This is a genomic window from Ensifer adhaerens (assembly GCF_020035535.1).
In the GTDB taxonomy this organism is placed as follows: Bacteria; Pseudomonadota; Alphaproteobacteria; order Rhizobiales; family Rhizobiaceae; genus Ensifer.
In genome coordinates this window covers 2,450,334-2,464,578 of record NZ_CP083349.1, presented here as the reverse complement: position 1 = coordinate 2,464,578, position 14,245 = coordinate 2,450,334, and the positions used below count along the sequence as shown (strand labels likewise).

At 62.1% G+C, this 14,245-nt stretch carries 12 protein-coding genes and 1 riboswitch; of the genes, 7 read left to right on the top strand and 5 right to left on the bottom strand.

Features of this window, described 5'->3' with window-relative positions:
- Nucleotides 1-64 precede the first annotated feature (64 nt).
- Nucleotides 65-214, bottom strand: a riboswitch (FMN riboswitch).
- Nucleotides 215-336: 122 nt separating this feature from the next.
- The 5 genes from LAC81_RS12115 to LAC81_RS12095 all read right to left on the bottom strand — a co-directional run bounded on the left by LAC81_RS12115 (nucleotide 337) and on the right by LAC81_RS12095 (nucleotide 5,444).
- Entirely contained in the window at nucleotides 337-1,398 is a 1,062-nt protein-coding gene (locus LAC81_RS12115; protein ID WP_223724988.1) for an ABC transporter ATP-binding protein, read from the bottom strand.
- A gap of 11 nt (nucleotides 1,399-1,409) precedes the next feature.
- Nucleotides 1,410-2,192, bottom strand: coding sequence for an ABC transporter permease (locus tag LAC81_RS12110; protein ID WP_113540351.1), 783 nt, complete (start codon nucleotides 2,190-2,192; stop codon nucleotides 1,410-1,412).
- Nucleotides 2,189-3,070: an ABC transporter permease gene (locus tag LAC81_RS12105; protein WP_223724987.1), complete on the bottom strand. Its 882-nt coding sequence runs from the start codon at nucleotides 3,068-3,070 to the stop codon at nucleotides 2,189-2,191. Before LAC81_RS12105 ends, LAC81_RS12110 begins: the two co-directional genes overlap by 4 nt.
- A 184-nt stretch (nucleotides 3,071-3,254) precedes the next feature.
- Nucleotides 3,255-4,361 carry an ABC transporter substrate-binding protein gene (locus LAC81_RS12100; RefSeq protein WP_113540349.1) on the bottom strand — a complete coding sequence of 369 codons (1,107 nt, stop codon included), beginning with the start codon at nucleotides 4,359-4,361 and terminating at the stop codon, nucleotides 3,255-3,257.
- A 204-nt stretch (nucleotides 4,362-4,565) separates the two neighbouring features.
- Nucleotides 4,566-5,444 (bottom strand): MurR/RpiR family transcriptional regulator, encoded by an 879-nt coding sequence (locus tag LAC81_RS12095; RefSeq protein WP_113540347.1) that lies wholly within the window; start codon nucleotides 5,442-5,444, stop codon nucleotides 4,566-4,568.
- A 175-nt stretch (nucleotides 5,445-5,619) separates the two neighbouring features.
- Between LAC81_RS12095 and LAC81_RS12090 the strand changes: the two genes are divergently transcribed.
- The 7 genes from LAC81_RS12090 to LAC81_RS12060 all read left to right on the top strand — a co-directional run bounded on the left by LAC81_RS12090 (nucleotide 5,620) and on the right by LAC81_RS12060 (nucleotide 14,118).
- A complete protein-coding gene (locus LAC81_RS12090) occupies nucleotides 5,620-6,393 on the top strand; it encodes an N-formylglutamate amidohydrolase (RefSeq protein WP_223724986.1) in 774 nt (257 codons plus the stop codon).
- A 113-nt stretch (nucleotides 6,394-6,506) separates the two neighbouring features.
- Nucleotides 6,507-8,054, top strand: a complete 1,548-nt coding sequence (locus LAC81_RS12085; RefSeq protein ID WP_223724985.1) for an amino acid permease — start codon at nucleotides 6,507-6,509, stop codon at nucleotides 8,052-8,054.
- Between the two features lie 194 nt (nucleotides 8,055-8,248).
- The gene (locus tag LAC81_RS12080) at nucleotides 8,249-9,613 is read left to right on the top strand and encodes a glutamine synthetase family protein (protein WP_223724984.1); all 1,365 of its coding nucleotides are present in this window, start codon (nucleotides 8,249-8,251) and stop codon (nucleotides 9,611-9,613) included.
- Nucleotides 9,614-9,698: 85 nt separating this feature from the next.
- Nucleotides 9,699-11,084 carry an aldehyde dehydrogenase family protein gene (locus LAC81_RS12075; protein ID WP_223724983.1) on the top strand — a complete coding sequence of 462 codons (1,386 nt, stop codon included), beginning with the start codon at nucleotides 9,699-9,701 and terminating at the stop codon, nucleotides 11,082-11,084.
- Nucleotides 11,081-12,226: an iron-containing alcohol dehydrogenase gene (locus LAC81_RS12070; protein ID WP_223724982.1), complete on the top strand. Its 1,146-nt coding sequence runs from the start codon at nucleotides 11,081-11,083 to the stop codon at nucleotides 12,224-12,226. Before LAC81_RS12075 ends, LAC81_RS12070 begins: the two co-directional genes overlap by 4 nt.
- Nucleotides 12,227-12,462: 236 nt before the next feature.
- Nucleotides 12,463-13,209 (top strand): ParA family protein, encoded by a 747-nt coding sequence (locus LAC81_RS12065; protein ID WP_223724981.1) that lies wholly within the window; start codon nucleotides 12,463-12,465, stop codon nucleotides 13,207-13,209.
- A 189-nt stretch (nucleotides 13,210-13,398) separates the two neighbouring features.
- The gene (locus LAC81_RS12060; protein ID WP_223724980.1) at nucleotides 13,399-14,118 is read left to right on the top strand and encodes a ParA family protein; all 720 of its coding nucleotides are present in this window, start codon (nucleotides 13,399-13,401) and stop codon (nucleotides 14,116-14,118) included.
- Nucleotides 14,119-14,245: the final 127 nt, after the last annotated feature.

Genomic DNA, 14,245 nt, shown 5'->3' with positions numbered 1-14,245 from the left:
TCCAATGATCCCGTCGGGCGAACATGCATGCGCGCAAGGCCCCGTCGCGGGGTCCCACGTTTCTGCTTGCTCTCTTCCATCCGGACTGTGACCGTCGGCTCCGGAATTTGACCGGATCTGCTGACCCCCAGGGTGAAACCCTGAGGCGCTCGCGGGCTTCGGCCTTTCGACCGCTACCGCCGGTGGGGAATTTCACCCCGCCCTGAGAACAACGCGACTATATAGCGCCACCGTGCGCGGTCAAACGCACGGTGCGACGAAAATGCCGGAAATCACGACAGAATTTTCCAGGGTTTGCAGCCATCGGAAGAAATCGTTCCGATGGCTTCAATAGGCTTACTCGCGGATGACGAGCAGGTCCTTGGCGGCGAAGCGCAGCGTGACGTTGTCGCCGGAAACCGGCGGGGCGACGCCCGGATTGTTGAACATGTCGAAGGAGATGACATCACCGCCAACGCGAAGGCGCGTGCGGATGACCGAGCCGAGGAAGCTCGTCGAGACGACTTCGCCGGCAAGCGACGTATCGCCCTTGGCACCTTCGGCGATCGAGCCCGCTTCGGGACGCAGCGCCAGCGAGATGCTGTCGCCGCCCTTCATGCCGGCAATCGGATCCTTCAGCGCCACCTGCTGGTTGCCGATCGTCACCGCACCCGAGGCGGGGTCCGCCACCTTGCCCTCGATGATGCTGAGCGTGCCGACGAAGGACGCGACGAAGCGTGTCGCCGGCGTGTTGTAGATCTCGAAGGGGGTGCCGATCTGGTCTGCGCGGCCGCCGTTCATGACGACGATGCGGTCGGAGATCGACAGGGCTTCTTCCTGGTCATGGGTGACGAAGACGGTGGTGATGCCGAGCTGCTGCTGGATCTGCCGGATTTCTTCGCGCAGCGACACGCGGATCTTGGCATCGAGCGCGGAAAGCGGCTCGTCGAGCAAGAGCACCTGTGGCTTGACCGCAATGGCGCGGGCAAGGGCGACGCGCTGCTGCTGGCCGCCGGAGAGCTGGTAGGGGAAGCGGTCCGCCAGATGATCGAGCTTAATCAGCCCGAGCATCTGCTTCACCCTTGCGTCGATCTGCGACTTTTCGGTGCCGGCGATCTTCAGACCGAAGGCGACATTGTCGTGCACGTTCATGTTGGGGAACAGCGCATAGGCCTGGAACACCATGCCGATGTTGCGCTGGTTTGGCTTCAGCGAATTCTGGTCCTTGCCGTTGATGACGATCTGCCCGCTGGTCGGCGTCTCGAAGCCGGCGATCATGCGCAGAACCGTCGTCTTGCCGCAGCCGGACGGTCCAAGGAACGAGACGAACTCGCCCTTTTCGATGTTCATGTTGAAATCGTGCACGACCTGAACCGGGCCGAAGGACTTCTTGATGCTGGTGAGTGAAAGGAAACTCATGAGTGCGGTCCTCAGGCCTTGGGGGGCGCGCTTCTTTGGAAGCGCGAGACGAGCTGGATGAGGCCGAGGCAGCCCCAGGTGATGCCAAATGCGATAACGGCGAGTGCTGCCGGCTCATAGGCGCGGTTGGCGCCGAGAAGCTGCATGTACGGGCCGAAGGCCGGGCGGTTGAGAAGCGCTGCCATGGTGAACTCGCCGATGACGATGGCGAAGGTCAGGAAGGCGCCCGACAGAACCGCGACGAGCACGTTCGGCAGGATGATCTTTGCCAGGATCGTCGCCCATCCGGCGCCAAGGCTCTGAGCGGCTTCGGTCAAGGTGGCAACGTCGATGGTCCTCAGCCCCGTATCCACGGCGCGGTACATGTAGGGCAAAGCGAGTGTTGCGTAGCCGAACATCAGGAGGATGTTGGTGCCCGTGAGCGAACCCGTCAGCGGCAGCCAACTCGAGGTGTTGTAGAGCCGGATATAGCCAAAGACGATGACGATGGCCGGGATGACCAACGGCAAAAGCGTGATGAACTCGATAACGGGACGCAGGCGCGGCAGCTTGAGGCGGACCCAATAGGCGGTCGGCACGACGAGCAGAACGCCGAAGATGATGGTGAACAGCGCCTGCATCACCGAATAGGTGAAGGTTTCCTGGAAGCGCGGGTCGCTGAAGACCTTGCCATAGGCGTCGAAGGAATATTCGCCGCGGCGCATCTTCAGCGAAAAGTTGGTCATGCCGATGAGCGGTAGGGTGAAATAGAGGAGGCCGAAAACGAGGGCTCCCCAGGCCCAGATCTTCTTCATTTCAGCCACCTTTCGCTGCGGGACCGAAGCCAGATGTAGATCGCGTTGGCGATGCCGGTGACGACGATCATGCCGAAGGCGAGGGCGTAGCCGAGATGCGGATTTCCGAGCACGTCGCCGCGGATCTGCGCAAAGAGCAGGATAGGCACGATGGAGAGCGACGAGCCGGTGAGCGCGATGGCCGTGGCCACGGCGCCGAAGGCATTGGCGAAGAGCAGCGCCAGCGTGCCGAGCAGCGACGGCAGCAGGATCGGGAAGGCGACCATGCGCCAGTATTGCAGGCCGGTGGCGCCGAGAATTTCGGCGGCCTCGCGCCATTCGCGCTTCAGGCCGTCCAGTGCCGGCGTGATGATCAGGATCATCAGCGGGATCTGGAAGAAGAGATAGGTGACCGTCAGCCCCCAGAAGGAGAGAAGGTTGAAGCCGAGCATTCTCAGGTCGAAGCCGAAGTTCGAGCGAAGAAAAACGGTGACGATACCGACCGGGCCGAGGGTCGCGAGAAACGCGAAGGCGAGCGGCACGCCGGCGAAGTTGGAAGCGACGCCGGAAAAGGTCAGGAGCGGTCCGCGGATGCCTTGCGGCAAGCCGCCGAAAACGATGGCGGACGCCATGGCAAAGCCGATCAGGCAGCCGAGGAGCGCCGAGGCGATGCTGATCTTGATGGAGATCCAGTAGGCGGCAAGGATCGAGGGCGTGAACAGGCCCCGGATGTTGTCGAGCGTGAAGCCGCCATCGGGCGTCTGAAACGCGCCGACCACGATCTTCATCGTTGGCAGAAGCAGGAACAGCGTCACGAAGGCGGCAAAGGGCAGGATGCCCAGCCAGTGAAGCGGTAGGCGACGCGCCGGCGGGCTGGCGTCGGGTTTAGCAGATGACATTCCGTTCGCGCCCCTGAAGCCGCGTTATCGACGCGGGCGTTATAGATTGTTGCAAGCGAGAAGCGGGATGCAGACGGAAACCGCACACAGATTCCAGATCTCGCTCCAAAGACTTGAATTTCTTACGAATAACCTATGCGCCCCGGTCGGAAAACCGGCCGGGGCGACATGTCTGTGGAAAGGCTTACTGGACGTTTGCGCCGACGACGGCATCCCAGCCACCGGTGACGGCGGCCTTGTTGGCGTCGACTTCTTCGAGCGTCGGGAAGTAGGCCTTTTCATAGGCTGCTGCCGGCGGCAGGGCGTCGATCAGTTCCTGTGGAACCTTGCCGGCCTTGACCATGGCGTTGAAGCGGGTCGGGTGGCAGAAGCCCTTGAGCCAGCCCAGCTGACCTTCGTCGGAGTACAGGTGCTCCATCCAAAGCTTGGCAGCGTTCGGGTGCGGCGCGTAGGCCGAGATGCCCTGGACGTAGACGCCGGCGAGAACGCCGCTGGCCGGAACGACGACTTCGGTCGGCGGGTTGCCGTTCAGCGTCTTTGCCCAACCGAGTGCGTTGTAGTCCCAGGCGACGACGATCGGGGTCGAGCCCTGGGCGAGCGTGCCGGACTTGCCGATAACCGGAACGAAGTTGCCGTTCTTGTTCAGTTCGGCGAAGTAGCCGAGACCGGCTTCACCGGCTTCCTTGCCCGACTTTGCGCCCTTGGCGAGGCCGGCGGCGAGGACGCCGAGGATCGCCTGGTTCGAGGCGCGCGGGTCGCCGGCGAGAGCGACCTGACCGGCATATTCCGGCTTCAGGAGGTCGGTCCAGTCCTTCGGTACGTTCTGGACGAGGTCCTTGTTCACGAGGAAGGACATCACGCCGTAATAGTCGCCGTACCAGTAACCTTCGGCGTCCTTGACGCTGTCCGGGATCTCGTCCCAGGTGGAGACCTTGTAGGGCTGCAGCAGGCCTTCGGCCTTCATCTGCGGGCCGAAGGCGAGGCCGACGTCGACAACGTCGGGAGCCTGCGGGCCCTTGTTGTCCTTGTTGGCCTTGACGGCTTCGACTTCGTCAGCCGAGCCGGCGTCCGGGTTCAGTTCGTTGACCTGGATTTCCGGATACTTGGCCTTGAAGGAAGCGATGACGTCGCCATAACCGCACCAGTCGTGGGGCAGGGCGACCGTGGTCAGCATGCCTTCCTTCTTGGCAGCTTCGATGAGCTCGGCGCTCGGCTCGGCAGCGGCAATTGCGGTCGTCGCCAGGAAAATGGCGGTGGAGAGCGAAAGCAGGCGTTGGGTTTTTGAAATCACTGGGGTTCTCCTTATGGGTTTAGTCAAATTCGTGGTGTTTCAGTCGATTTCGGCGAAGCTGTTAAAGAGGTGCGATGAAAGTAATGTGACAGTGGTTTTTCCGTTCGCGCCGCCTATGTCGTTGGAAGAACATTTCTTTTTCGATGCTGGCGGCTCACTGTCGCATAACTGTATGAATTTCCGTGAACAGGTCGGCGAGCACTCCTAGACGGGTTTGCGAAAGATGCGGGTGGAATCGAACAGGCCTTCGAGCGTCTTCATTCGGTCCCGGGTCTCCTCCCAGTTCGAACTCTGTACGGCTTCGATCAGGGCTTCGATCAGGAACAGGATCACGACCGAGCTGTCCCAGGCCGACGGCACTTCGATCTGCGAACGGAACACCCGGGAGGCGGACTTGGCGACCGGCGACGTCCAGCGATCGGTGAACAGGATGATCTCGACGCCGCGCTCACGGGCGGACTTGGCGAGCGTCACCATTTCCTGTTCATAGCGGCGAATGTCGAAGAGAATCAGCACGTCGCCCTGGCGCATGTCGAGCACATAGTGCGGCCAGGCGCTGGCATTGGAGGCGATCTCGATCACGCCGGGCCGGATGACCTGGAGGTGCGTGAAAAGATAATCGGCAAGGGCGTGGGTAATGCGGCCGCCGAGCAGGTAGATGCTGCGCTTGCGGTCGGCGATAAGGGCCGCGGCTTCGTCGAAGTCCTGCGGCTCGATCTGCGTCAGCGTTTCACGCAGATTGCTGGTGATCGCATCGGCAAAACGGTTGAGCGTGTGGGTTCCCGGAGCGTTGGCTGCCCAGCGGTCGTGCTTGGTGATCGGATTGGAAATCGTTGCTTCCAATTCCTGGTGCAGCCTTGCCTGAAAATCCGGAAAACCGCGGAAACCGAGCTTCTGTACCATGCGCGCAACGGTCGGTGTCGAAACACCGGCGTTCTCGGCGACGGTGGTGATCGAGCCAAGTCCCGAAACGGGATAGTTGTCGAGAAGTGTCTCCGCCAGTTGCTTCTCCGCGCGGGTCAGCACGGTGAAGTGGGCGTTGATCACATCCGACACCGTTGTGGATGTCGCCTTGCTGCTCAAATTGTCTCCCCTGAACCGATCTAAAGCCGGTTTGTGACAGATTAAACATCGCTGTCACAATTGGAGTCAATCGCAATTTTGAAGAGATCGTTTCAGATTTTGATTGACACTTGCCAATCTCTGAAGAATTCTTTTCATTAACGAACGTCTAACGGGGCAAGAGGGGATGCCGGTGTTGACGCGACTTTTGACAGAAGCAGATGGCGATCCGGTTGCGATCGAAAACGCCTCGGGGAAGGGCGATATCGTGCTCGTCTGCGAGCACGCCTCGCGCCGGGTTCCAGAGCGCCTGGGTACGCTCGGGCTTACGGAGCAGGCGCTTGAAAGCCACATCGCCTGGGACCCGGGCGCGCTGGCCGTCGCCAGGCTTCTCGCCGCCAAGCTCGATGGGGCACTGATCTACCAACGCTTTTCGCGGCTCGCCTATGATTGCAATCGCCCGCCCGAGGCGGAGGCGGCCATGCCGGTCCTCAGCGAAGTTTACGAGATACCGGGAAACCGGACGATGACCGAAGACGAGCGGCAGGCGCGGGTCGACGAGATCTATCGCCCGTTCCACGATTCCGTCGCGCGCTTCGTTTCCGAGCGCAAGGCCGTTGGCAGGCCGCCCGTTGTCGTGACGATGCACAGTTTCACGCCCGTCTACTTCGGCAAGCCCCGGGCGGTCGAGGTCGGTATCCTGCACGACGCGGACAGCCGGCTGGCCGACCATATGCTCGTCGCTGCGACGAAGGGCCAGGTCGCCTTCGATATCCGCCGCAACGAGCCCTATGGCCCGGCTGACGGCGTCACCCATAGCCTGATCGAATACGGCGTCCACAACGGACTGCCGAATGTGATGATCGAGATCCGCAACGATCTCATTCGCAACGAAATCGGCCAAAGGGTCATGGCCGATTATCTGGAAGGATTGCTCCGCAAGGGCGCAGTGGCACTTTCAGCACAATAAAAGACCCTGGGGAGCGGCATGGCCGCGGTCCTGTTCCGGCTCGCCGGGACGGGTGGTTGATGGGACCCAGCCGCAATGGGGCGGCCTGGTCTGAAGAAATCAGGGGAAGAAAAATGTCAGACTACAGTGATTTGGACAAAAAGCAGGACATGAGTGTCTTGCACTCGATGGGCTACGCCCAGGAGCTCGAGCGGCGCATGAGCCAGTTCTCGAACTTCGCGGTGTCGTTCTCGATCATCTGCATTCTTTCTGGCGGCATCAACTCATTGGCCCAGGCAACGGCCGGCGCGGGGGGCGCCGCGATCGGTATCGGCTGGCCGCTCGGCTGCTTCATTTCCTTCGTCTTTGCCGTCGCCATGGCGCAGATCAGTTCGGCCTATCCGACCGCCGGCGGCCTCTATCACTGGGGCTCGATCCTCGGCAACCGCTTCACCGGCTGGCTGACGGCCTGGTTCAACCTGCTCGGCCTCGTCACCGTTCTCGGCGCGATCAACGTCGGCACCTACTACTTCTTCATGGGATCCTTCGGCACGCCCTATTTCGGGCTTGAAGACACGACGCTGACCCGCATCATCTTCCTCGCGATCATCACCGGCGCTCAGGCGCTCGTGAACCACATGGGCATCGGCCTGACCGCGAAGCTCACGGACTTCTCCGGCTATCTGATCTTCGCGACGTCGATTCTCCTCGCTCTCGTCTGCCTCGTCGCTGCCGACAGCTACGACATCGCGCGCCTCTTCACCTTCTCCAACTATTCCGGCGAAGCCGGCGGCAACGTCTGGCCGGAGACCTCGGGCACCTGGGTCTTCCTGCTCGGCCTGCTGCTGCCGATCTACACGATCACCGGCTACGACGCTTCGGCGCACACTTCGGAAGAAACGGTCAAGGCGGCCCATTCGGTGCCGCGCGGCATGGTTTCCTCCGTGCTCTGGTCGGCACTCTTCGGCTACATCATGCTGTGCTCGTTCGTGCTGATGATCCCGAACATGGACGAAGCCGCCAAGCAGGGCTGGAACGTGTTCTTCTGGGCGATGGAAGCTCAGGTCAATCCGATCGTCAAAGACGTCCTCTATCTCGCCATCCTCGTCAGCCAGTGGCTGTGCGGCCTGGCAACGGTCACCTCGGTGTCGCGCATGATCTTCGCGTTTTCGCGTGACGGCGGCCTGCCGGCCTCCAAGGCGCTTGCCAAGGTGAGCCCGACCTACCGCACGCCGGTTGCCGCGATCTGGACCGGCTCGATCCTCGCGGTCCTGTTCGTCTGGGGCTCGTCGCTGGTCTCGATCGGTGAAACGCCGGTCTATACCATCGTCGTATCGTGCACCGTCATCTTCCTGTTCTTCTCCTTCGCGATTCCGATCACGCTCGGCCTGTTCGCCTGGGGAACCTCGAAGTGGGACAAGATGGGCCCGTGGAACCTCGGCGAGAGCATGTTCAAGCTCTTCGCAGTCCTGTCGATCATCGCCATGGTGCTGATCTTCATCCTCGGCGTGCAGCCGCCGAACGACTGGGCGCTCTACATCACCGTGGGCTTCCTGGTGCTGACCGGCGCGGTCTGGTTCGGCTTCGAGAGCCGCCGCTTCCGTGGCCCGCCGATCGGTGACGAAGTGGCACGCCGCCAGGCTGAGATCGCCGCCGCAGAAAAGGCCGTCGGCCAGATCTGATCAACGACAAGAGGGCGGAAGCGCGACCGCGACTTCCGCCTTTTCTTTGGGGCCGGAACGAAATCGAAAGGCAATGTGCGCGGTATCCGGCCCGCATCCCGCGCCAAACAATTCGAGCTGATCACGTTCACGCGGCCAAAAAATATCGTGACCTCAAGGGAACGGCCGCGTGACAAAACATGGGATGGAAGTTGATGAGCTATACGTTTGATGAGTTGAAGGAAGACGTCGCCGCCGGCCGCATCGATACGGTGCTCGCCTGCCAGGTCGACATGCAAGGCCGGCTGATGGGCAAGCGCTTCCACGCGCAGTTCTTCGTCGACGGCGCCTGGAAGGAAACGCATAGCTGCAACTACCTGCTTGCGACCGACATGGAGATGGAGACCGTTCCCGGCTACAAGGCGACGAGCTGGGAAAAGGGCTACGGCGACTATACGATGAAGCCGGACCTTTCGACGCTTCGCCGCATTCCCTGGCTCGAAGGCACGGCGCTGGTGCTCTGCGACATGCTCGACCACCACACCCACGAGGAAGTGCCGCATTCGCCGCGCGCAATCCTGAAGAAGCAGGTGGCCCGGCTCGAGAAGATGGGCCTCAAGGCCTATATGGCGAGCGAGCTCGAGTTCTTCCTCTTCGACCAGTCCTATGACGATGCCCGTCAGTCCGGCTATCGCGACCTGCAGCTCGTCAGCGGCTACAACGAGGACTACCACATCTTCCAGACCACCAAGGAAGAGGATGTGATGCGGGCGATCCGCAACGGTCTCCAGGGCGCCGATATCCCGGTCGAGAATTCGAAGGGCGAAGCATCGGCCGGCCAGGAAGAAATCAACGTGCGCTACGCCGACGCGCTGACGATGGCCGACCGCCATGCGATCATCAAGAACGGCTGCAAGGAAATCGCCTGGTCACGGGGCAAGGCGATCACCTTCCTCGCCAAGTGGAACTATTCGGCGGCCGGCTCGTCCTCGCATATCCATCAATCGCTCTGGAGCCTCGACGGCAAGACCTCGCACTTCTTCGACGAGGGCGGCAAATACGGCATGTCCGAGATGATGCGCCACTATGTGGCGGGGTTGCTCACCCATGCGAGCGAGATCACCTATTTCCTGGCGCCCTACATCAATTCCTACAAGCGCTTCATGGCCGGCACCTTCGCGCCGACCAAGGCGGTCTGGAGCAAGGACAACCGTACGGCCGGCTATCGCCTGTGCGGCGAGGACACCAAGGCGATCCGCATCGAGTGCCGCGTCGGCGGCTCCGATCTCAATCCCTATCTCGCCTTTGCCGCTTTGATCGCGGCGGGCATTTCCGGTATCGAGAACAAACTTGAACTGGAAGCGCCCTTTGTCGGCGACGCCTATGGCGGCAAGGACGTGCGCGAAATCCCGCGCACGCTGCGCGATGCCACTTCGGCGCTGAGCGAATCCAAGATGCTGCGCGCTGCCTTCGGTGACGAAGTCATCGAGCACTACGCGCGGGCCGGACGCTGGGAACAGGAAGAATACGACCGTCGCGTGACCGACTGGGAAGTCGCGCGCGGCTTCGAACGGGCCTGATGGAAGGTTCTGATCTTCAAACCGGTGGCCGCTCCTGGAAGGGAGCGGCCACCGCACCATTCGCAATGAAAGCAGGAAAACGATCATGAGCATGATCAAGTGCATTTCGCCGGTGAACGGCGAGGTCTACGCAGAACGCCCGGCGATGCCGCTGGAGCTGGCAACACAGGTGGTCTCCCGCGCCCGTCAGGCTCAGAAGGCCTGGGCGCGCCGGCCGCTCGACGAGCGCGTCAACCTGGTGCTGGCCGGCGTCGCCCGGTTGAACGAGATGGTCGACGAAGTCGTGCCGGAGCTTGCCTGGCAGATGGGCCGGCCGGTGCGCTACGGCGGCGAGTTCAAGGGCTTCAACGAGCGCTCGAACTATGTCGCCACGATTGCTGCCGATGCACTGAAGCCGCTGGTGATCGAGGAAAGCGACCGCTTCGAGCGCCGCATCGCCCGCGAGCCGCATGGCGTCGTCTTCGTCGTGGCGCCGTGGAACTACCCCTACATGACCGCGATCAACACGGTCGCGCCGGCGCTGATGGCCGGTAACACCGTCATCATCAAGCATGCGAGCCAGACGATCCTCGTCGGCGAGCGCATGGTGCGCGCCTTCGTCGAAGCCGGTGTTCCCGCCGACGTCTTCCAGAACATCTTCCTCGACCATGAGACGACGGCAGCGCTGATTGCCGCCAAGAGCTTCGACTTCGTCAACTTCACCGGCTCGGTCGAAGGCGGACGCTCGATCGAACGGGCTGCCGCCGGCACCTTCACCGGTCTCGGCCTCGAACTCGGCGGCAAGGATCCGGGCTACGTCATGGAGGACGCCGACCTCGACGCGGCGGTCGACACGCTGATGGACGGCGCCACCTACAATTCCGGCCAGTGCTGCTGCGGCATCGAGCGCATCTACGTGCACGAGTCTCTCTATGACGCCTTCGTCGAGAAGTCCGTCGCCTGGGTTTCGAACTACAAGCTCGGCAATCCGCTCGACCCGGAAACGACCCTCGGTCCGATGGCCAACAAGCGCTTTGCCGCGACCGTGCGCGAGCAGATCGCCGATGCCGTTTCCAAGGGCGCCAAGGCACTGGTCGATCCGAAACTGTTCCCTGCCGATGACGGCGGTGCCTATCTCGCGCCGCAGATCCTCATCAATGTCGACCACTCCATGGCCTTCATGCGCGAGGAAACCTTCGGCCCTGCCGTCGGCATCATGAAGGTGAAGAGCGACAGCCAGGCGATCGAGCTGATGAACGACAGCCAGTACGGCCTCACCGCATCGCTCTGGACCAGGGATGCCGAGCGCGCCGCGCGCATCGGCGCCGACATCGAGACCGGCACGGTGTTCATGAACCGCGCCGACTATCTCGACCCGGCGCTTTGCTGGACCGGCGTCAAGGAAACCGGCCGCGGCGGCTCGCTCTCGGTCATTGGTTTCCAGAACCTCACCCGTCCGAAATCCTACCATCTGAAGAAAGTAACCGCATGACCATCACCGCCAACTGGAGCTATCCCACCGCCATCAAGTTCGGTGCCGGCCGGATCAAGGAGCTTGCCGACCATTGCAAGGCGGTCGGCATGAAGAAGCCGCTGCTGATCACCGATCGGGGCCTCGCACCGATGGCGATCACGCAGAACGCGCTCGACATCCTCGCCGCCGCCGGTCTCGGCCGGGCGATCTTTGCGGACGTCGATCCGAACCCGAACGACGTCAATCTCGAAGCCGGTGTGAAGGCCTTCAAGGACGGTGGTCATGACGGCGTCGTCGCCTTCGGCGGCGGCTCGGGCCTCGATCTCGGCAAGTGCGTCGCCTTCATGGCCGGGCAGAGTCGCCCGGTCTGGGACTTCGAGGACATCGGCGATTGGTGGACGCGCGCGAGCGTCGAAGGCATCGCACCGATCATCGCGGTGCCGACCACCGCCGGCACCGGCTCTGAAGTCGGCCGCGCCAGCGTCATCACCAATTCGGCGAGCCACGTGAAGAAGGTGATCTTCCACCCGAAGTTCCTGCCGGCAGTCACGATCTGCGACCCGGAACTGACGGTTGGCATGCCCAAGGTGATCACCGCCGGCACCGGCATGGACGCCTTCGCCCATTGCCTGGAGGCCTATTCCTCGCCCTTCTACCACCCGATGTCTGCGGGCATCGCGCTTGAAGGCATGCGGCTCGTCAAGGAATACCTGCCGCGCGCCTACAAGGACGGCACTGACATCGAGGCCCGCGCCAACATGATGAGTGCTGCCGCCATGGGGGCCGTCGCCTTCCAGAAGGGCCTCGGCGCCATCCACTCGCTGTCGCATCCGGTGGGCGCGATCTACAATACCCACCACGGCATGACCAACGCTGTCGTGATGCCGCCGGTCCTGCGCTTCAACCGCCCGGCGATCGAGGACAAAATAGTGCGCGCTGCCGCCTATCTCGGCATTTCCGGCGGCTTCGACGGCTTCTACGACTATGTGCTGAAGCTGCGCGAGGAACTCGGGGTTCCGGACAAGCTCGCAGCCCTCGGCGTCGGCACCGACCGGATCGACGAAATGTCGGAAATGGCGATCGTCGACCCGACGGCCGGTGGCAACCCGGTCGAACTGACGCTCGATGCCGCAAAGAAACTCTTCCGCGAGTGCATCTGACAGGGCATGCTGGCGCCTCGCTTTGTGTGAGGCGCCAATTCCCCTTGGCTTAGAGTGGCTGAAAATACTACTTGCCATTGCAGTCGATTTGTCACCTAATTGTCACGCAACTGTCACGTTTTAGGTCCGCCAAGCGTTTCCTTTACGCTTCGTTTACCGCGATCTGAAACGCTTCCATTAGAGCGTGCGTATGTATGGCCCCGGATCTGGGGGCCTGCGTTGAGTAGGGTCGACCGATGGCGATAATTTCCCTCGCGAATGCGAAGGGGGGAGCGGGCAAGACGACGGCAGCGCTGCTGCTTGCCTGCGAATTCGCACGGCGCGGTGACCGGGTCGCGGTTCTCGATTGTGATCAGCTCGCCTGCATGACCGACTGGTTCCGCCACGGCCGCAACGACAGCAATCTCTCCATCGTCTCAGGCGTGACCACGACAACGCTCAGCGATCATCTGCGGCGCCTGCGCGGCCGTGTCGAGCATGTGGTCATCGATCTCTCCGGCGCTGCGGACGTGCTGGTGGCGCTCGCGATCGGCCTCTCGGATCTGACGCTGATCCCGGTGCAGGGCTGTGTCATGGACGCGCGCGGCGCCACCCATGTGCTCGAACTGATCCGCTATTTAGAGAACAATGCGCGCGCCAACATCAACCACGCGGTGCTGCTGACCCGGGTCAACCCGATCGTGACAACGCGCGCCATGCGCAGGGTCAAGCTGCTGCTGGCCGAAAGCCGCATCCGGCTGGTCGATACGCCACTGGTCGAGCGCACGGCGTTCCGTGAGCTTTTCGAAGAGGGCGACACGCTCTATTCGCTCGACACGAGACGGGTCAGCAATCTGGAGAAGGCCCAGGTAAACGCCCGTGATTTCGCCAACGACGTGCTGACGCTTCTCAATCCGGCGGGGGAGGCGATGCGACACGGCCCGTTCTCGTCGATGTGCTACCGCTCGGAGCGCACGGCCGAGCCGGTCGTAGTGCCGGCCTGACGCCGCAAAATTAAGCTCTTTCCATCTTCATCGCCGCGTCCGGCCGGTCCTCTGGCAGACCGACTGTCAGGTTTCACGTACCCGCGTTACCAATTCGTTAACCATGTTCTGAAAGGTTTCGTTAAGCAGCGAACCACCGGTTTTGGCCGTCAGGGTTCAGCGCGGAACACGCACAGAATGAGGAATATCATGGCGGTCATCACTTTCGCCAATGCAAAGGGCGGCGCGGGCAAGACGACGGCGGCGCTGATCCTGTCGACGGAGCTGGCGAGGCAGGGACACCGCGTCGTGGTACTCGATGCCGATCCGCAGCGCTGGATCACGAGCTGGGCCGAAGTTTCCGGCCACATCGCAAATCTCACGGTCATCTCGCACATCACGCCCGGCTCCCTCGAATGTCATATCCGCGAAATGAAGGACGAGGCGGATTACATCGTCATCGATCTCGCGGGCGCGAAAGATCAAATTGTCGCACTGGCACTGGCGGTTTCCGACCAGGTGCTGATCCCGGTGCAGGGCTGCGCCATGGATGCAAAGGGGGCCGCACAGATCCTCGAACTCATCCGCCAGATCGAAGACCGCTCCAGGCAGCGCATCAACCACTCGGTCGTGCTCACCCGCGTCAATTCTCTCGTGACCACGCGCGCACTGCAGACGATCAAGGCCATGCTCGCCGAACGTGGCGTCTCGGTGCTCGACACGCCGATCGTCGAGCGTGCCGCCTATCGCGAAATCTTCGACTGCGGCGGTACGCTGCAGACAATGGACCCGGCCCGCGTCAGCAACCTCGACAAGGCGCGCGAAAACGCGTTTGCGCTGGCAAAGGAAGTGCAGGCACTGCTGCCGGTCAAGACGCGCCGTTCCTGGGCCGCTCGCATGCCGTCCTGGGCTTCGCGCAACGCCGCCTGATCCACAGACCCCAGTCGTTTATTGCATATCAACCGGAATTGACATTCGTCAGTTCCGGTTGAATCCTGTTTTCATCCTCCCGAAATAGCTGTCGCCCGTAAGGCTTCCTTTACCCTGACGTTCTAAC